General features: G+C 70.8%; 15 protein-coding genes. 6 read left to right on the forward strand and 9 right to left on the reverse strand.

The window, feature by feature from the left end; genetic code table 11:
- Positions 1 to 5: 5 nt before the first annotated feature.
- The 9 genes from sigJ to ACFY6U_RS09525 form a co-directional block, all read right to left on the reverse strand.
- Positions 6 to 905, reverse strand: coding sequence for an RNA polymerase sigma factor SigJ (gene sigJ / locus ACFY6U_RS09485; protein ID WP_390036279.1), 900 nt, complete (start codon positions 903 to 905; stop codon positions 6 to 8).
- 71 nt (positions 906 to 976) lie between these two features.
- Positions 977 to 2,278, reverse strand: coding sequence for an alpha/beta fold hydrolase (locus tag ACFY6U_RS09490; protein WP_390036281.1), 1,302 nt, complete (start codon positions 2,276 to 2,278; stop codon positions 977 to 979).
- A gap of 97 nt (positions 2,279 to 2,375) precedes the next feature.
- A complete protein-coding gene (locus ACFY6U_RS09495; protein WP_351486645.1) occupies positions 2,376 to 3,401 on the reverse strand; it encodes a LacI family DNA-binding transcriptional regulator in 1,026 nt (341 codons plus the stop codon).
- Positions 3,402 to 3,501: 100 nt separating this feature from the next.
- Positions 3,502 to 4,926 carry a BNR repeat-containing protein gene (locus tag ACFY6U_RS09500; protein ID WP_390036283.1) on the reverse strand — a complete coding sequence of 475 codons (1,425 nt, stop codon included), beginning with the start codon at positions 4,924 to 4,926 and terminating at the stop codon, positions 3,502 to 3,504.
- Positions 4,927 to 4,945: 19 nt separating this feature from the next.
- Positions 4,946 to 5,266, reverse strand: coding sequence for an L-rhamnose mutarotase (locus ACFY6U_RS09505; protein ID WP_351486648.1), 321 nt, complete (start codon positions 5,264 to 5,266; stop codon positions 4,946 to 4,948).
- 16 nt (positions 5,267 to 5,282) lie between these two features.
- Positions 5,283 to 6,365 (reverse strand): rhamnose ABC transporter substrate-binding protein, encoded by a 1,083-nt coding sequence (gene rhaS / locus ACFY6U_RS09510; RefSeq protein ID WP_351486650.1) that lies wholly within the window; start codon positions 6,363 to 6,365, stop codon positions 5,283 to 5,285.
- Positions 6,366 to 6,480: 115 nt separating this feature from the next.
- Positions 6,481 to 7,458, reverse strand: coding sequence for an ABC transporter permease (locus ACFY6U_RS09515; RefSeq protein ID WP_390036286.1), 978 nt, complete (start codon positions 7,456 to 7,458; stop codon positions 6,481 to 6,483).
- Positions 7,451 to 8,491: an ABC transporter permease gene (locus ACFY6U_RS09520; protein ID WP_390036288.1), complete on the reverse strand. Its 1,041-nt coding sequence runs from the start codon at positions 8,489 to 8,491 to the stop codon at positions 7,451 to 7,453. Before ACFY6U_RS09520 ends, ACFY6U_RS09515 begins: the two co-directional genes overlap by 8 nt.
- Positions 8,488 to 10,005, reverse strand: coding sequence for a sugar ABC transporter ATP-binding protein (locus ACFY6U_RS09525; RefSeq protein ID WP_390036290.1), 1,518 nt, complete (start codon positions 10,003 to 10,005; stop codon positions 8,488 to 8,490). The genes ACFY6U_RS09520 and ACFY6U_RS09525 overlap by 4 nt, the downstream gene beginning before the upstream one ends.
- Positions 10,006 to 10,272: 267 nt before the next feature.
- Between ACFY6U_RS09525 and rhaI the strand changes: the two genes are divergently transcribed.
- From rhaI to ACFY6U_RS09555, 6 genes are all read left to right on the forward strand, one after another.
- Positions 10,273 to 11,433, forward strand: a complete 1,161-nt coding sequence (rhaI, locus tag ACFY6U_RS09530) for an L-rhamnose isomerase (RefSeq protein WP_390036291.1) — start codon at positions 10,273 to 10,275, stop codon at positions 11,431 to 11,433.
- A gap of 138 nt (positions 11,434 to 11,571) precedes the next feature.
- Positions 11,572 to 13,611 (forward strand): bifunctional aldolase/short-chain dehydrogenase, encoded by a 2,040-nt coding sequence (locus ACFY6U_RS09535; protein WP_390036293.1) that lies wholly within the window; start codon positions 11,572 to 11,574, stop codon positions 13,609 to 13,611.
- Positions 13,608 to 15,053 (forward strand): rhamnulokinase family protein, encoded by a 1,446-nt coding sequence (locus tag ACFY6U_RS09540; RefSeq protein WP_390036295.1) that lies wholly within the window; start codon positions 13,608 to 13,610, stop codon positions 15,051 to 15,053. Before ACFY6U_RS09535 ends, ACFY6U_RS09540 begins: the two co-directional genes overlap by 4 nt.
- 120 nt (positions 15,054 to 15,173) lie before the next feature.
- A complete protein-coding gene (locus ACFY6U_RS09545; RefSeq protein ID WP_390036297.1) occupies positions 15,174 to 15,929 on the forward strand; it encodes a (Fe-S)-binding protein in 756 nt (251 codons plus the stop codon).
- On the forward strand, positions 15,926 to 17,404 hold the full coding sequence (locus ACFY6U_RS09550) for a LutB/LldF family L-lactate oxidation iron-sulfur protein (protein ID WP_390036301.1): 1,479 nt from the start codon (positions 15,926 to 15,928) through the stop codon (positions 17,402 to 17,404). Before ACFY6U_RS09545 ends, ACFY6U_RS09550 begins: the two co-directional genes overlap by 4 nt.
- On the forward strand, positions 17,401 to 18,069 hold the full coding sequence (locus ACFY6U_RS09555; RefSeq protein WP_390036303.1) for a lactate utilization protein C: 669 nt from the start codon (positions 17,401 to 17,403) through the stop codon (positions 18,067 to 18,069). The genes ACFY6U_RS09550 and ACFY6U_RS09555 overlap by 4 nt, the downstream gene beginning before the upstream one ends.
- The last annotated feature ends 2 nt before the right edge of the window (positions 18,070 to 18,071 follow it).

The raw sequence follows: 18,071 nt of genomic DNA on the forward strand, positions 1-18,071 counted from the left end.
GGCCGTCAGTCGTCGTCCCCGGCGGTGAAGTCCAGGCGGTCCAGCCGCTCGGGGTCGGCCAGGATGTACATCTCGGTGATCCGGCCGTCGGCGACGGTGACCGCCATGACGGAGAGCTGGCGTCCCTCGGGCGCGGTGACCATGCCGACGGTGCCGTTGACCAGCGCGAGGTGTGCCGCGTCGGCGAACTGCCGGAAGGTGAGGGCCTGCTCGGCCACCGTCCGCGCCCCGCGCAGCACCTTGGAGGCGGCGGCGCCGCGCACCAGCGCGCCCGAGTCGACGCGCAGCACCACGTCCGGGTGGAGCAGCGCGACCAGCGCCTCGAAGTCGCCGCCGCGGGAGGCCTTCAGGAAGGCGTCGAGGACCTGGCGCTGCCTGCCCAGGTCCGGGTCGGCCGACGGGGAGGCCCCCTGGACCCGGCGGCGGGCCCGGCTGGCCAGTTGCCGGGTGGCCGCCGAACTGCGCTCCACGATCGGCGCGATGTCGTCGAAGGGGACCGAGAACAGGTCGTGCAGGACGAACGCCAGCCGCTCGGCGGGCTCCAGCGTCTCCAGGACGATGAGGAGGGCGAGCCCGACGGAGTCCGCCTCCAGCACCTCCTGTTCGGGGTCGATGCTCGACAACGGCCTGATCACCGGGTCCGGGACGAAGGTCTCGTCGATGGGCTGCTCGCGGCGCGCCGTACGGGAGCGCAGCATGTCGAGGCAGACCCGGCCGACCACCGTGGTCAGCCAGCCGCCCAGGTTCCTGATCTCGTCCGCGTCCGCGCGCCCCAGCCTGAGCCACGCCTCCTGGACGGCGTCGTCGGCCTCGGCGAGCGAGCCGAGCATCCGGTAGGCCACCGCGCGCAGTTGACCGCGGTGTTCCTGGAAGCGGTCGGCCAGCAGTTCCGTGTCCATGGTCATGTCCCCCGTTCCTCCACGGCCGCAGACTATGCGGACCCGCCACGCCCGCAACCTCTTTTACCGGCAGGGGCTCACACCTCGTCGCGGGCGAGCGCGAGGAGCCGGTCCAGGACCCGGGGGGCGCCGACGCGCAGTCCGTCGTGCTCGAACTCGTCGGTCACCCAGGTGCGCAGGCCGCGGACGGCCCGGGCGGTCGCCAGCGAGTGCCCGGCGTCGACGTACATGTCGTCGTGGTAGACGGCGGCGGCGACCGGGACCTCGTTGGCGGCCAGCCGGGCCGGGTCGTACAGCGGCTGCCAGTCGGTGCGGGCGGCGAGCAGGTCGGCCGCCGCCTTCAGGGGCCGCAGGGCCGGGTCGGTCTCGAACATCCAGGGGTGCACGGTCTCCCCGGTGAACAGCACCGGGGCGTCGCCGGCGAGCGCCTTGGCCGCGTCGAACTGCGGGAACTCGGCGCGGACCCGCTCGGCCGCCCAGTCGGTGGGGCGGGCGTCCTGGCCGTAGACCGGCTCGTGGACCAGGGCGTACAGCGGGTTGCTCGCGTACGACAGCAGGCCCTGGACCTGTTCCTGGAAGGCGTCGGAGAGTTCGGGACCGGACGGGGTGCGGACGAAGGCGTCCTCCAGGAGGAAGTGCAGGCGGTGGCTGCCGTCGCTCATGCCCAGCATCAGGCCGAGGGACTGGAAGGCCTCCACGGTGAGCCGGTAGCCGTTCGGCAGCAGGGTCTCGTGCTCCAGGAGGTGCTCGGCGATCCGCCGGGCCCGCTCGACGTCCTGCGGGTAGCGGTCGTAGTGCGCGGTGACCTTGCGCTCGATGCGCGGGTAGGCGGCGCGGTAGACGTCGTCGGCGTGCGCGTCCAGTGAGGGCAGGCCGCCGGTGATCACGGAGGCCTTGAGGCCCGCCGGGAAGAACGACAGGTACGTGACCGTACAGAAGCCGCCGAAGCTCTGCCCGAGGGTCGTCCACGGGGCACCGCCGGTGACCTGCGGGCGGATCGCCTCGCAGTCCCGGACGATCGCGTCGGCGCGGAAGCGGGCGAGGTAGTCGGCCTGGGCGGCGGGACCGCCGCGGAGCGGGAGGGTCTGCCGGTTGACCGGGGTGGAGCGGCCGGTGCCGCGCTGGTCGAGGAGCAGGACGCGGTAGTCCGCCAGGGCCCGGTCGAGCCAGGCCTGCCGTCCGACGAAACGATTCGCTCCGAAGCCCGGGCCGCCCTGGAGGTACAGCAGCCAGGGCAGCTCCTGGTCCGCCTTGTCGCTCGCGACCGCTTCCCGGGCGTACAGCTCGACGGTCTCACCGTCCGGGTCCGCGTGGTCGAGGGGGACGGTGAAGCGGCGGTCGGTGAGGACGACGCCGGGCTGGCGGTAGCTGAGGCTCAACGTTTCTCCCGGGACGGACGGACGGTCGCGTCCCAGTTCAGCACATGTCCCGGGCGGATCCGCCCCCGGGATCATGAAATCGTTACTGAACAACAGGTCAGCGGGCGGCGAGGCTGGAGCGCCGCACCACCAGTTCCGGCTGGAGCACCACCCGGCGGTGTTCGTGCGCGGCCTGTCCCTCCCGCTCCTCGGTCTCCTCCAGGAGGAGGTCCGCGGCCATCGCCCCCATGGTGACGGCGGGCTGGCGGACGGAGGTCAGCGGTACGGCGGCAGCCGCGGCGAACTCGATGTCGTCGTAGCCGACGATCGCGAGGTCGTCCGGGACGACCACCCCGGCCGCGTACATGGCCTGGAGGACGCCGAGGGCAAGGAGGTCGTTGGCGCAGAACACGGCGGTGGGCCGGTCGGCGAGACCGAGCAGGCGGGCGCCTGCGTCCCGTCCGGCGGCCACGTCGAGCCGCTCGGTCGGCAGCTCGCGCAGCGCGTCGGGGCCGAGTCCGGCCTCGGCGAGGGCGTTCAGGGCGCCGGTGCGGCGGTCGCGGACCTGGTTGAAGCCGGGCGGTCCGCTGACGTAGGCGATGGACCGGTGACCGGCGTCGACGAGGTGGCGGACGGCCAGCGCGCCGCCCGCCACGTCGTCGACGCTGACCGAGCACTCGGTGGTGCCCTCGGCGACCCGGTCGACCAGCACGAAGGGGATGCCGTGCCGGCGGAAGGTCTCGATGTTGCGGCCGGTGGCGTCCGCCGGGGTGAGCAGGACGCCCCGCACCCGCTGTTCGGCGAAGAGCGAGAGGTACTCGGCCTCCTCGCCGGCGTTCTGCGCGCTGTTGCAGACCATCACGCCGAGTCCGGCGTCCCGGGCCGCCCGCTCGGCGCCCCGGGCCACGTCCACGAAGAAGGGGTTGCCCATGTCGAGGACGAGCAGGCCCATGATCCGGCTGCGGCCCGCGCGCAACTGGCGCGCGGACTCGCTGCGGACGTAGCCGAGCCGGTCGATCGCCGACTGCACCCGCGCCCGGGTCTCGCCGGCGACGGTGTCCGGGCGGTTGATGACGTTCGAGACCGTGCCCACCGAGACTCCGGCGGCGCGGGCGACGTCCTTGATACCCACCGACTGGGCCATCGGTCGAGACCTCCAGAAAACATGGACGGCGCCTTCACGGCACGGAAGGGCACATCGGGAAGGGCTTCACATTACGACATGACTCGCGCACCGGTCCGGGTCAAGCGGGCAGGGCGAAGTCGACGACATGGAGCGCGGAGGGTGTCGTACCGCTCGACGTCTCCTGGTACATGAACGACAGCACGTTGTCGGCCTTGACCCGCAACTCGTCGATGACGACCTCGCCGAAGGCGTTCAGGCCGCTGCCGTCGTGGAGCAGCGCCCAGTCGGTGTAGCCGGAGGCCTTCGACGCGCCGGCGATCCGGCCGTAGGGGAAGACCGCGTAGGCGTTGTCGTACGTGTCCAGGACCAGCTTGGTGCGCTGGCTGGAGTTCAGTACGACGGGTATCTCGGTCTTCTGCCAGGTGCCGGCCGAGTTCTTGCGGAGGTGGAAGGCGCGGCCGTTGGCGGTGCGGTCGCTGACGTAGTTCGTGGTGCACTGGCCGAAGCGGCCGGGGACGTAGCTGATGATCGCGTGCGGGAGGCCGGCGGAGTCGGCCCACTGGCTCTCCTGGTTCATCAGGGAGTGGTCGGGGTTGAGGGAGTCGACGACCAGCCCGGAGTCGGTGACGGCGACGGTGTCCGAGGTGCCGGTGGTCGCGACCAGGGTGCCGGCGTCGTTGCGCCAGGTGCGGCCGCGGTCGGTGGAGTAGACGTAGCCGGTGTCGTGATTGGTGATGCCGCCGCTGTTGCACATGACGGACGCCGACTGCTCACGCCAGGTGAAGAAGGCGTGCAGCCGCCCGTCGACGTCGTAGTCGATCCCGTGCAGGTACATGTTGCGGGCGGTCGACGAACCGTGCGTGCTCGTGTACGTCCCGGTGGAGCTGCTCCACTCCCCCAGCGCGGTCCAGCTCGAACCGTCGTACTCCGCAAGGGCGTTACGGCCGTTGCCGGAGATCCCCACCCGGTAGCTGAGCTGGAGCTTCCCCTCGGGGGTGGAGATGAACTGCGGGTAGGTGAACTGCGAGGTGAGCGACAGCCCGTCCAGCGAGGTCTGTACGGCGCCGAAGACGGCCGATGTCCAGGCGGTGGTGCCGGGGTTGTCGAGCAGCCCGGCGACCGACTTCACGTAGAAGAAGCCGTCGCTGTGCGAGTCCATGTTGATGTGGAGGCGGCCGTCGGCCTTCGAGACGCCCATGGAGATGACGTTGTGCGAGTCGCTGGACTTGAGCTGGTGGGCGAGGGTGACGGTCGACCAGGACGCCCCGCCGAGCACCCGGCGCCCGATCACCGCGGAGCCGGTCGAGGTGTACCAGCCGGCGTACTGGTAGCCCTTGTACGTGAACAGACCGTTCTTCTGGAAGGAGTTGTTGTTGACCAGGCCGTCGTAGGAGACGAAGAAGATGGCCTGGGCGTCCAGTTGGGTGCTCTGCTGCTTGTTCACCGACGGTCCGGGGTCGGCCGCGCGGGCGGTGCCGGCGGCGAGGGCGGGGGTGGCCACGGCGCCGAGGAGGGCGGCCCCCAGTACGGTACGTCTTCTCACGAGCGGCTCCTGTCGTGGTTCAGGCGAGGTGGAAAACTTCGGTGAGCGGTTTCATCGCCTCGTCGGGACGGGCGCCGTCGAGGGCTTCGAAGAAGGGGCCCATCTCGGCCTGCCAGCGGGCGTTGACCTCGGTGGCCTCCATGCCGGCGCGGGCGGCCTCGAAGTCCTCGGTCTCCAGATAGCCGACCAGCAGGCCGTCGTCGCGCAGAAAGAGCGAGTAGTTGTGCCAGCCGGTGGCGGAGAGCGCCGCGCGCATCTCCGGCCACACGGCGGCGTGGCGTTCGCGGTACTCGGCAAGGCGGTCCTGCCGGACCTTGAGGAGGAAACAGACGCGCTGCATAAGTACCGCTCCCGCGCTAGAAGTTGAACTGGTCGATGTTCTTCGCGTCGAACACGGTCGGCTTGCCGAGGTTGATCACGCCGTCCTTGCCGATGGTGTAGGTGGTGTCGCCGGCCTTGAAGGTCTCGCCCTCCTTGCCGGTGATCTGCCCGGAGACCAGCGCGACGGCGGTACGGGCGGCGAGGTCGCCGAGCTTGGCCGGGTCCCACAGCTCGAAGGCGTCGACGGTGCCGTTCTTGACGTACTGGCGCATGTCGTTGGGCGTGCCGAGGCCGGTCAGCTTGACCTTGCCCTTGTACTTGGAGCCGGACAGGTACTGGGCCGCGGCCTTGATGCCGACCGTGGTCGGGGAGATGATCCCCTTCAGGTTCGGGTACTGCTGGAGCAGGCCCTGGGTCTGCTGGAAGGACGCCTGGGCGTCGTCGTTGCCGTAGGCGATCTTGACCAGCTTGACGTTCTTGTACTTCGGGTCCTTCAGCTCGTCCTTCATGAACCCGATCCAGGTGTTCTGGTTGGTCGCGGTCTGCGCGGCGCTCAGGATCGCGATCTCGCCCTTGTACCCGATCTGCTCGGCGAGCAGCTGCACCTCGGTGCGGCCGAGGTCCTCGGCGCTGGCCTGCGAGACGAAGGCGTTGCGGCAGCCGGCGTTGGTGTCGGAGTCGTAGGTGACGACCTTGATACCGCTGCTCATGGCCTGCTTGAGCGCGGTGCACAGGGCGCCCGGGTCCTGGGCGGACACGGCCATGGCGTTGACCTGCTGCTGGGTCAGGGTGTTGACGTAGCTGACCTGCCCGGAGGTGTCGGTCGCGCTGGACGGCCCGACCTCCTTGTACTTGCTGCCCAGCTCGGTGAGCGCCTTCTCGCCGCCCTTGTCGGCGGAGGTGAAGTAGGGGTTGTTGACCTGCTTGGGCAGGAACCCGACGGTCAGGCCCTTCTTCAGCGCCGCGTTCGGGTCGGCCTTGGCGGTGGAGGTCGCGGCGGACGACTCGTCACTGCTGGAGTTGTTCTTGGTGGTGCCGCCGCACGCGGTGGCGGCGAGAGCGAGGGAGGAGACGGCGGCAACGGCGACACAGACACGCCGGAGGGACGACTTACGCATGACGGTTCCTTTTTCAGTAACGGCTCTGGAAGCGCCCCTCCTGGGGGCGCTGGGAGTACCCCCGGCCGAGGCTGGGGGAGGAACTGCGCGGTCAACCACACACAACCCGCAGCATTCAGACGGCCTTCGCACCCCTGTGCCTGGCGAGCGAGACCTGCCGGGCAACCCTCGGCCCAAGCACCGAGACGACAAGCAACACACCGGTCACGACGATCTGCGACTGCGCCGACACGTTCAGCAGACTCATCACGTTCTGCAACGCCCCGAGCAGGAACACCCCGGCGATCGCCCCACCGAGCGTTCCGCGACCCCCGTCGAAGTCGATGCCACCGAGCAACACCGCCGCCACGACGCTCAGTTCGAGCCCCGTCGCGTTGTCGTACCGCGCACTCGCGTAGTGCAGGGCCCAGAAGATCCCGGTGAGCGAGGCCATGAAGCCGGTGGCGACGAACAGGATCAGTTTGTGGCGCTTGACGCGGATCCCGGCGAACCGCGCCGCCTCCTCGCTCGCCCCGACGGCGAACAGCGACCGCCCGAACGGCGTGGCATGCAGCACCACCACCGCGATCGCCAGCAGCACCAGGAACGGCAGGAAAGCCCTCGGCAGGAACGTGTCACCGAGCCGCCCCGCCGCGAAGTCCAGGTACTGCGTGGGGAAGTCGGTCACCGCGTCGGAGCCGAGGACGATCTGCGCGATGCCCCGGTAGGCGGCGAGCGTGCCGATGGTGACGGCCAGCGACGGCAGGCCCAGCCGTGTCACCAGCAGGCCGTTGACCAGCCCGCACACCACACCGAGCAGCAGGCACAGCGGGATGATCGTCTCGATCGCCATGCCCTCGTTCCACAGCTTGCCCATGACGGCGCCCGAGAGCCCGGCGGTCGACGCGACCGAGAGGTCGATCTCGCCGGCGACGACCAGCAGTGTCATCGGCAGGGCGATCAGCGCGATGGGAAGCGTGTTGCCGATCAGGAACGACAGGTTGAGCGAGTTGCCGAAGCCGTCGACGAAGCCGAACGACAGCAGCAGGAGGACGATCAGCAGGGTGCCGACGACCGTGTCCCAGCGGACCGCGCGGGTCAGGGAGTCAGGCATGGCGGGCGCTCCTCTTCTTCAGTGCGGAGGCCACCCGCAGCGCCACGACCCGGTCGACGGCGATGGCGAGCAGCAGCAGGAAGCCGTTGATGGCGAGCACCCACACGGAGCTGACCCCGAGGGCCGGCAGCACGCTGTTGATGGAGGTGAGCAGCAGTGCGCCGAGCGCGGCGCCATACACGCTCCCGGAGCCGCCGGTGAAGACCACGCCGCCGACCACCACGGCGCTCACAACGGTGAGTTCGTAGCCGGTGCCGGTGCCGGAGTCGACGTTCCCGAACCGGGCCAGGTACATCGCGCCGGCGAGTCCCGCGAGGGCGCCGCAGAAGGTGTACGCGGTGAGGATCCGCTTGCGGACCGGGATGCCGGCCAGCCGGGCGGCCTCGGGGTTGGAACCGAGTGCGTACAACTCCCGCCCGCTGCCGAAGTGTTTGAGGTAGTAGGCGGTGGCGACCAGCACCGCGAGGGCGATGAGGGCCAGCCAGGGGACCGCCGACAGACCGCCGGAGCCGAAGTCGACGAAGGAGCCGGGGAGGTCGGCGGCCGTGATCTGCCGGGAGCCGACCCAGATGGAGTCGACACCCCGGATGATGTACAGCGTGCCGAGGGTGACCACGAGGGCGGGTACCTGGCCGAGGCTCACCAGCAGGCCGTTGAGCAGTCCGCAGCCGATGCCGAGCAGCACGGCGAGCAGGATCGCGACGACCGGGTTGCCGCCGCCGTGCAGGTAGTCGCCGGCGGCGAAGGCGGTGATGCCGAGGGTGGAGCCGACGGACAGGTCGACGTTGCGGGTGATCACCACCAGGGACTGGCCGGTGGCGACCAGCACCAGGATGGTGGCGTTGAGCAGCAGGTCCTTGATGCCCTGCTCGGAGAGGAACTCGCTGTTGCCGGCCTGGGTGACGGCGATCATCACCAGGAAGACGATCAGGATGGCGAGTTCGCGCATCTTGAAGACGCGGTCGACGAGCCGGGTCCCGGCGGACCCGGGTGCCTCGGCGACGGGGGTCGGTTCGGAGGTGGTCACCGTCATGCGGCGGCCCTCCCGGTGGCTGCGGCCATCACGGTTTCCTCGCTGGCTTCGGAGCGCGGGATCTCGGCGGTGATCCGGCCCTCGTGCATCACCAGCACGCGGTCGGCCATGCCGAGGATCTCGGGCAGGTCGGAGGAGATCATCAGGACGGCGACCCCGTCGGCGGCCAACTCGCCGAGGAGCCGGTGGACTTCGGCCTTCGTACCGACGTCGATACCGCGGGTCGGCTCGTCGACGATCAGTACCTTCGGGCCGGTCGCGAGCCATTTGGCGAGGACGACCTTCTGCTGGTTGCCGCCGGAGAGGGTGGAGACGGTGTCGGCGATCCGGGCGTACTTCACCTGGAGCCTGACAGCCCAGTCGAGGGAGCGGCTGCGTTCGGCGCCCCGGTCGACGAGGCCCGCCTTCACGGTCGTGCGCAGTCCGGTCAGGCCGATGTTCCGCTCGATGGACATGTCCATCACGAGGCCTTGGGCGCGCCGGTCCTCGGGGACGAGGGCGAGGCCGGCGGACATCGCGACGGAGGGTGCGCCGTTGGTCAGTTTCCGTCCCCTGACCTCGACTTCACCGGCGTCCCAGCGATCGACGCCGAACACGGCGCGGGCGACCTCGGTTCGGCCGGCGCCGACCAGTCCGGCGAGGCCGACGATCTCGCCGGACCGCACCTCGAAGGAGACGTCGGTGAAGACGCCCTCGCGGGTCAGCCGCCGTACACTCAGGGCGACTTCGCCGGGGCTGACGTCCTGCTTGGGGTAGAGCTCGTCCAGGTCCCGGCCGACCATCCGGCGGACGAGGTCGTCCTCGGTCATGCCGTCGACGAGTTCGCTGGCGATCCAGGCGCCGTCCCGGAGGGTGGTGACCCGCCGGCAGATCTGGAAGATCTCCTCGAGCCGGTGCGAGATGAACAGCACGGCGGCGCCCTGGTCGCGCAGGGTGCGGACGACGCCGAAGAGGCGGGCGACCTCGCTGCCGGTGAGGGCGGCCGTCGGCTCGTCCATGATCAGGACCCGGGCGTCGAAGGAGAGCGCCTTGGCGATCTCGACGATCTGCTGGTCGGCGATGGACAGGCCGCGGGCGGGGCGGTCGGGGTCGAGGGCGACGCCGAGCCGCTTCATCAGGGCGGCGGTGGCCGCGCGGGTGGCCTTGTGGTCGATGCGGCCGAGGGCGCGCCGGGGCTGGCGGCCCATGAAGATGTTCTCGGCGATCGACAGGTCGGGGAAGAGCGTGGGTTCCTGGTAGATCACGGCGATTCCGGCGTCGCGGGCGTCGCCGGGGCCGTGGAAGACGACGGGCTCGCCGTCGAGCAGCACCTGGCCGGCGTCCGGTCGGTGCACTCCGGCGAGGGTCTTGATCAGCGTCGACTTGCCCGCGCCGTTCTCCCCGGCGAGGGCGTGCACCTCGCCGGGGAACAGCTCCAGGGAGACGTCCCGCAGGGCGCGCACGGCACCGAAGGACTTGGAGACGTCCTTCAGCGCCAGCACCGGGGCCGGTCCCGTGTCGGACGGGTGGGTCATGAGGGCTCCTCGACGACACCGGCGAGACGGTGGGCACCGGCTCTCACGGCGTCGTGAAAGGTTTCAACTGGATTGCCGGGACCGTAGGCACCACGGGCATGTCACGTCAATGGGTCCGTGTCGAAAAAATTTCGATAGCCAAAGGTCACGGCGGAGTCACGGAGAACATGGTTGGTCGGAATGCTTGACACCCCCGCGAGGGCCTCATACTTTGCCGTTCTGAATCGTTTCACCACTCAGTTGTTCCGATCCCTCAGGAGCCCCGAAGTGACCGACCTCGCCGCGGTGAAGGCCGCGCTGAAGACCCAGGCCGTCGAAACGCCGTCGTGGGCGTACGGAAACTCGGGAACCCGCTTCAAGGTGTTCGCCCAGCAGGGCGTGCCACGCTCGCCGAAGGAGAAGCTGGACGACGCCGCGCAGGTCCACGCCGTGACCGGGGTGGCGCCGACGGTCGCCCTGCACATCCCCTGGGACAAGGTGGACGACTATGCGGACCTGGCCAAGCACGCCGAGGAGCGCGGGCTGCGGCTGGGGGCGATCAACTCCAACACCTTCCAGGACGACGACTACAAGCTGGGCAGCATCTGCCACCCGGACGCGGCGGTGCGCCGCAAGGCCGTCGATCACCTGCTGGAGTGCGTCGACATCATGGACGCGACGGGGTCGCAGGATCTCAAGCTGTGGTTCGCCGACGGCACGAACTACCCCGGTCAGGACGACATCCGGGCGCGGCAGGACCGGCTGGCCGAGGGGCTCGCCGAGGTGTACGCGCGGCTGGGTGACGGGCAGCGGATGCTGCTGGAGTACAAGCTCTTCGAGCCGTCCTTCTACACGACCGACGTGCCGGACTGGGGCACGGCCTACGCCCACTGTCTGAAGCTGGGGCCGAAGGCGCAGGTCGTGGTCGACACCGGTCACCACGCGCCGGGCACCAACATCGAGTTCATCGTCGCGACGCTGCTGCGGGAGGGGAAGCTCGGCGGGTTCGACTTCAACTCGCGGTTCTACGCGGACGACGACCTCATGGTGGGGGCCGCGGATCCGTTCCAGCTGTTCCGGATCATGTACGAGGTGGTGCGTGGCGGCGGGCTCACGGCCGAGGTGGCCTTCATGCTCGACCAGTGCCACAACATCGAGGCGAAGATCCCGGCGATCATCCGGTCGGTGATGAACGTGCAGGAAGCCACCGCCAAGGCGCTCCTCGTCGACCGTGACGCGCTGGCCGCGGCCCAGCGGGCCGGGGACGTGCTGGAGGCGAACGCGGTACTGATGGATGCCTACAACACGGATGTACGGCCGTTGCTGCGGGAGGTGCGGGACGAGACGGGGTTGGACCCCGACCCGATCGCGGCGTACCGGCGGTCGGGATGGGCCGAGAAGATCGTCGCCGAGCGGGTCGGAGGGGAACAGGCGGGGTGGGGTGCGTAAGCGTCTGCCCTGAGCTGTTTCGTCGCGGGTGCGGGCCGGTTGTGGCTGGTCGCGCCCGCGCGGCGGTAGCCGCGTATCAAATGCAGCCCCGCGCCCCCAGGGAATGCAGTGACCCTCTGTCGACAAGTAAGGAACCTCATGTCCACCCATCCCGAAGCCGCCGCTCTCCTCGCCCGGTCCCATCGGCTCGGTGCCGATCCCCGCAACACGAACTACGCCGGCGGGAACACGTCCGCCAAGGGCACCGCCGCCGACCCCGTCACCGGTGGTGATGTCGAGCTGATGTGGGTGAAGGGGTCCGGTGGTGACCTCGGCACGCTCACCGAGGGCGGGCTCGCCGTGTTGCGCCTGGACCGGTTGCGGGCGCTGGCCGGGGTGTACCCGGGGGTCGACCGCGAGGACGAGATGGTCGCCGCCTTCGACTACTGCCTGCACGGCAAGGGCGGGGCCGCTCCCTCCATCGACACCGCCATGCACGGGCTCGTCGACGCCCCGCACGTCGATCATCTGCACCCGGACTCCGGGATCGCGCTGGCGTGTGCCGCCGACGGGGAGAAGCTGACCGCCGAGTGCTTCGGGGACAGCGTGGTGTGGGTGCCGTGGCGGCGGCCCGGGTTCCAGCTCGGGCTGGACATCGCCGCGATCAAGGCCGCCAACCCGCAGGCGATCGGGTGTGTGCTCGGCGGGCACGGGATCACCGCCTGGGGCGACAGCTCCGAGGAGTGCGAGGCCAACTCGCTGCACATCATCCGCACCGCCGAGGCCTTCCTCGCGGAGCGCGGGAAAGCTGAGCCCTTCGGGCCCGTCGTCGAGGGGTACGGCGCGCTGCCGGAGGCCGAACGGCGGGAGCGGGCCGCGGCCCTCGCGCCGTACGTCCGGGCGGTCGCCTCCCAGGACAAGGCGCAGGTCGGACACTTCACCGACTCCGACGTCGTCCTCGACTTCCTGGCGCGGGCGGAGCATCCGCGGCTCGCCGCGCTGGGCACCTCCTGCCCCGACCACTTCCTGCGGACGAAGGTCCGGCCGCTGGTGCTCGACCTGCCGCCGACCGCGCCGGTGGAGGAAGCCGTGGCCCGGCTGCGCGAGCTGCACGCCGAGTACCGCGAGGAGTACGCCGCCTACTACCGGCGGCACGCCCTGCCGGACTCCCCCGCCATGCGCGGCGCGGACCCGGCGATCGTGCTCGTGCCGGGCGTCGGCATGTTCAGCTTCGGCAAGGACAAGCAGACCGCCCGGGTGGCGGGTGAGTTCTACGTCAACGCGATCAATGTGATGCGCGGGGCCGAGGCGGTGTCGTCCTACGCGCCGATCGAGGAGTCGGAGAAGTTCCGGATCGAGTACTGGGCCCTTGAGGAGGCCAAGCTCCAGCGGATGCCGAAGCCGAAGGCACTGGCCACGCGGGTGGCGCTGGTGACCGGGGCCGGCAGCGGGATCGGCAGGGCCATCGCGCACCGGCTGGCGGCCGAGGGGGCGTGTGTCGTCGTCGCCGACCTCAACGCCGAGGGCGCGGCCGCGGTGGCGCGGGAGCTCGGCGGGGCCGACAAGGCCGTCGCGGTCACCGTGGACGTGACGTCCGAGGAGCAGATCGCGGAGGCGTTCCGGGCCGCCGCGCTCGCCTTCGGCGGGGTGGATCTCGTCGTCAACAACGCGGGGATCTCGATCTCCAAGCCGCTCCTGGAGACCTCCGCCAAGGACTGGGACCTCCAGCACGACATCATGGCCCGCGGGTCCTTCCTCGTGTCGCGGGAGGCCGCGCGGGTGATGACCGCCCAGGGTCTGGGCGGTGACATCGTCTACATCGCCTCCAAGAACGCCGTGTTCGCCGGGCCCAACAACATCGCCTACTCCGCGACCAAGGCCGACCAGGCGCACCAGGTGCGGCTGCTCGCCGCCGAGCTGGGGGAACACGGGATCCGGGTCAACGGGGTCAACCCGGACGGGGTGGTCCGGGGGTCCGGGATCTTCGCCGGCGGCTGGGGGGCTCAGCGGGCCGCCGTCTACGGGGTGGAGGAGTCGAAGCTGGGCGAGTTCTACGCGCAGCGGACCATCCTCAAGCGTGAGGTGCTGCCCGAGCATGTGGCGAACGCGGTGTTCGCCCTGACGGGTGGGGAGCTGACCCACACCACCGGGCTGCACGTGCCCGTCGACGCGGGTGTGGCGGCCGCGTTCCTGCGATGACCGCGCCCAAGTCCTACGCCGCGGTCGACCTCGGCGCGTCCAGTGGGCGGGTCATGGTCGGCCGGGTGGGCCCGGACTCGCTGGAGCTGACCGAGGCGCACCGGTTCGTGAACCGGCCGGTGCGCGTTCCGGAGGGACTGCGGTGGGACGTACTCGCCCTGTACGCCGGGGTGCTGGAGGGGCTCCGTGTGGCAGGGCAGGTGGACTCCGTCGGCATCGACAGCTGGGCCGTGGACTACGGCCTGCTGGACGCCGACGGGGCGCTGCTCGGCAACCCGGTGCACTACCGGGACGCGCGGACCGAGGGTGTCGCCGAGAAGGTGTGGGCCACCCTGCCGGCCGCGGAGCTGTACGCCCGCACCGGGCTCCAGTACGCGCCCTTCAACACCGTCTACCAGCTGGTGGCCGCGCGGTCCACTGCCCGGTTCGCGCACGCCGAGCGGCTGCTGCTCGTCCCGGACCTGCTGTCGTACTGGCTGACCGGCGAGCAGGGCACCGAGCTGACCAACGCCTCCACCACCCAGCTGATCGACCCCCGGACGCGCGACTGGTCGTACGAGGTCGCGGACCGGCTGGGGATCGACCTCGGCCTGTTCGCACCGCTGCGGCGGCCCGGGGATCCCGCCGGGGTGCTGCGCCCCGAGGTGCTGGAGGAGACGGGGCTGACCGGACCGGTGCGGGTGACCGCCGTCGGCTCGCACGACACCGCGTCGGCGGTGGCCGCCGTACCGGCGGTCGGCGAACGGTTCGCCTACATCTGCACCGGCACCTGGTCGCTGGCCGGCCTTGAGCTGACGGCGCCCGTGCTGACCGAGGAGAGCCGGGCCGCCAACTTCACCAACGAACTGGGGCTCGACGGCACGGTCCGCTATTTGCGCAACATCATGGGGCTGTGGCTGCTCCAGGAGTGCGTACGCGCCTGGGGCGACCCGGAACTGGGCGGGTTGCTGCGGGCGGCGGCCGACGTGCCGGCGCTGCGGTCGGTGGTGGACGCGGGGGATGCAGGGTTCCTGGCACCCGGGCGGATGCCGGAGCGGATCGCCGAGGCGTGCCGTGCCTCCGGGCAGCCGGTGCCGCGGACGCCCGGTGAGATCACCCGGTGCATTCTCGACTCGCTGGCGCTCGCCCACCGGCGGGCCGTCGCCCAGGCGCAGCGGCTCGCCGACCATCCGGTGGACACGGTGTACGTGGTGGGCGGCGGCACCCGCAACGCACTGCTCTGCCAGCTCACCGCCGATGCCTGCGGGCTGCCGGTGGTGACGGGTCCGACGGAGGCGGCGGCCCTCGGGAACGTGCTGGTCCAGGCCCGTACGCACGGTCTCGTCGGCGACCTCGCCGACATGCGGGGGCTGCTCACCCGCACCCAGCCGCTGACCCGGTACACGCCGCGCGGCGGCACCGCCCGCTGGGAGGCCGCCGAGGCGCGGCTGGCCCCGCGGTGACCCGGCGTCACCGGTCGCCCGGTGACGGCTCCCGACGCGCCGCACCGCGACCGGGTCTCCCGCTGATCCCAGCGGACCATTACCCTGCACTCATCCGATGATCGACCTCTAGGAGCCGCGATGCGTGTCGCTCTCTTCCTGACCTGCGTCAACGACACGCTCTATCCGGACACCGGCCGCGCCGTGGTGAAACTCCTGACCAGGCTTGGCGTTGACGTCGATTTCCCGATGGGCCAGACCTGCTGCGGGCAGGCCCACTACAACACCGGATACCGCCATGAGGCGGAGCCGCTGGCCCGGCATTTCTCCGATGTATTCGGCGAGTACGAGGCGATCGTGACCCCGTCCGGGTCCTGCGGGGCGATGGTGCGTGAGCTGTATCCGCGGATGGGTGAGCGGGCGCGGGCGGAAGGGCGCGGGAGCGGGCTGGCGGCGGCGCTGGCACCGGTGGTGCCGAAGACGTTCGAGCTGACCGAGTTCCTGGTGGACGTCCTGGGTGTGACGGACGTCGGGGCATATTATCCGCACTATGTCACATACCACCCGACCTGCCACGGGCTGCGGAGCCTGGGGCTCGGCGACCGCCCCCGCCGTCTCCTCCAGGCCGTCAAGGGCCTGGAGTTGGTGGAGCTGCCGGGCGCGGAGGAGTGCTGCGGGTTCGGCGGCACGTTCGCGGTCAAGAACCCCGATGTCTCCGCGGCGATGGGCACGGACAAGGTGCGCAACGCCGAGTCGACCGGCGCGGAGGTGCTGTGCGCGGCCGACAACTCCTGCCTGATGCACATCGGCGGCACCATGACCCGGCTCGGCACCGGCATGCGGCCGGTGCACATCGCGGAGATCCTGGCGAGCACCGAGGAGGACCCGGCCGCATGAGCGGGACGTTCGTAGGAATGCCGGCCTTCCCGGAAGCCGCACACGAGGCCGTACGAAACGAGACGCTGCGCGGGAACCTGCGGCACGCCACGCACACCATCCGTGCCAAGCGGGCCAAGGCGGTCGCCGAGGTGTCCGACTGGGCCGCGCTGCGCGAGGCGGGCAAGCGGATCAAGGACCACACGCTCCTTCACCTGGACCGCTATCTGGTCCAGTTGGAGGAAGCGGTGACCGCGGCGGGCGGTACGGTCCACTGGGCCGCCGACGCCGACGAGGCGAACCGGATCGTCGCCGAACTGGTCAGGCAGACCGGCGAGTCGGAGGTCGTGAAGGTCAAGTCGATGGCCACCCAGGAGATCGGGCTGAACGAGGCGCTGGAGGCCGCGGGCATCCGGGCGTACGAGACCGATCTCGCCGAACTGATCGTGCAGTTGGGCAAGGACCGGCCCTCGCACATCCTCGTCCCGGCCATCCATCGCAACCGGGGCGAGATCAGGGACATCTTCCGCAGGGAGATGGGCGAGTGGGGGCGCCCCGCACCCGAGGGCCTGACCGACACCCCCGCCGAACTCGCCGAGGCGGCCCGGCTCCACCTGCGCGAGAAGTTCCTGCGCGCCAAGGTCGGCATCTCAGGCGCCAACTTCATGGTCGCCGAGACCGGCACCCTGGTCGTCGTCGAGTCCGAGGGCAACGGGCGGATGTGCCTCACCCTCCCCGAGACGCTGATCTCGGTCGTCGGCATCGAGAAGACCGTGCCGACCTGGCAGGACCTGGAGGTCTTCCTGCAGACCCTCCCCCGCTCCTCCACCGCCGAGCGGATGAACCCGTACACCTCGACGTGGACCGGCACCACGGACGGCGACGGCCCGAGCACCTTCCACCTGGTACTGCTGGACAACGGCCGCACCGACACCCTCGCCGACGAGGTCGGCCGCCAGGCCCTGCGCTGCATCCGCTGCTCGGCCTGCCTCAACGTCTGCCCGGTCTACGAGCGGGCCGGCGGCCACGCCTACGGCTCGGTCTACCCGGGCCCGATCGGCGCCATCCTCAGCCCGCAACTCCGCGGCACGCAGAGCGAGATCGACGCCTCCCTGCCGTACGCCTCCTCGCTGTGCGGGGCCTGCTACGAGGTCTGCCCGGTCGCCATCGACATCCCCGAGGTACTCGTGCACCTGCGCGAACGGGTCGTGGAGGGTGGCGAGGCGACCCGGAACGGCAACAAGGTGCTGCTCAAACCGGCCAAGGGACACGCGGCCGAGCGGGCGGCGATGCGCGCGGCCCGCTGGGCGTTCTCGCACCCGGCCGCCCTGCGCACCGGCCAGCGGCTCGCCTCCCGCAGCCGCCGCCTGCATCCCCGTACGCTGCCGGGCCCCGGCAAGGCGTGGACCGGGACCCGGGACCTGCCCGCCGTACCGGCGGCGCCGTTCCGGGACTGGTGGCAGCGGACCGGCGGCGGAAAGGACGGGGCGAAGTGAGCAGCAGGGAACGGATCCTGGGCCGGGTGCGGCGGGCGCTGGCCGAGGTACGGGACGAGGACACGCCCGTCGAGCGGGCGTATCTGCGAGAGCACGGGACGCGGAGCGTCGCGGAGACGGTGGATCTGCTCGCCGAGAACCTGGCGGACTACCGGGCGCTCGTGCACCGGTGCACGGAGGCCGAACTGACCGCCACGATCGGACGGTTGATCGCCCTGCGCGGTTCGGGAACAGTGGCCGTGCCCACCGGGCTCCCCCCGGAGTGGCTCGCGGCGACCGAGGCCGAGCAGGTTGCGGACCGGGCCGACAGCACCCCGCACGAACTCGACCGGGTCGCCAGCGTGGTCACCGGCTGCGCGGTGGCGATCGCCGAGACCGGAACGATCGTGCTGGACGGCGGCCCGGACCAGGGCCGCCGCCGGATCACCCTGGTCCCGGATCACCACATCTGCGTCGTACGGGTCCCGGACCAGGTCGTGTCGTCCGTGCCCCAGGCCCTCGAACGACTCGACCCGGCCCGCCCGTTGACCTGGATCTCCGGCCCCTCCGCGACCAGTGACATCGAGCTGGACCGGGTCGAGGGCGTGCACGGACCGCGCACCCTGGAGGTGGTGCTCGTCGGCGGCGCCCCGCAGAGCCCCGAGGTCAACGCGGGCGATTCGTAACC

This window comes from Streptomyces sp. NPDC013157, assembly GCF_042899865.1.
Lineage (GTDB): Bacteria > Actinomycetota > Actinomycetes > Streptomycetales > Streptomycetaceae > Streptomyces.

Coding starts and splice junctions, on each gene's coding strand:
- sigJ (WP_390036279.1), bottom strand. CDS start 905: ATGACCATGGACACGGAACTGCTGGCCGACCGCTTCCAGGAACACCGC.
- ACFY6U_RS09495 (WP_351486645.1), bottom strand. CDS start 3,401: ATGGCCCAGTCGGTGGGTATCAAGGACGTCGCCCGCGCCGCCGGAGTC.
- ACFY6U_RS09505 (WP_351486648.1), bottom strand. CDS start 5,266: ATGCAGCGCGTCTGTTTCCTCCTCAAGGTCCGGCAGGACCGCCTTGCC.
- rhaS (WP_351486650.1), bottom strand. CDS start 6,365: ATGCGTAAGTCGTCCCTCCGGCGTGTCTGTGTCGCCGTTGCCGCCGTC.
- ACFY6U_RS09515 (WP_390036286.1), bottom strand. CDS start 7,458: ATGCCTGACTCCCTGACCCGCGCGGTCCGCTGGGACACGGTCGTCGGC.
- ACFY6U_RS09520 (WP_390036288.1), bottom strand. CDS start 8,491: ATGACGGTGACCACCTCCGAACCGACCCCCGTCGCCGAGGCACCCGGG.
- ACFY6U_RS09525 (WP_390036290.1), bottom strand. CDS start 10,005: ATGACCCACCCGTCCGACACGGGACCGGCCCCGGTGCTGGCGCTGAAG.
- ACFY6U_RS09535 (WP_390036293.1), top strand. CDS start 11,572: ATGTCCACCCATCCCGAAGCCGCCGCTCTCCTCGCCCGGTCCCATCGG.
- ACFY6U_RS09540 (WP_390036295.1), top strand. CDS start 13,608: ATGACCGCGCCCAAGTCCTACGCCGCGGTCGACCTCGGCGCGTCCAGT.
- ACFY6U_RS09545 (WP_390036297.1), top strand. CDS start 15,174: ATGCGTGTCGCTCTCTTCCTGACCTGCGTCAACGACACGCTCTATCCG.
- ACFY6U_RS09550 (WP_390036301.1), top strand. CDS start 15,926: ATGAGCGGGACGTTCGTAGGAATGCCGGCCTTCCCGGAAGCCGCACAC.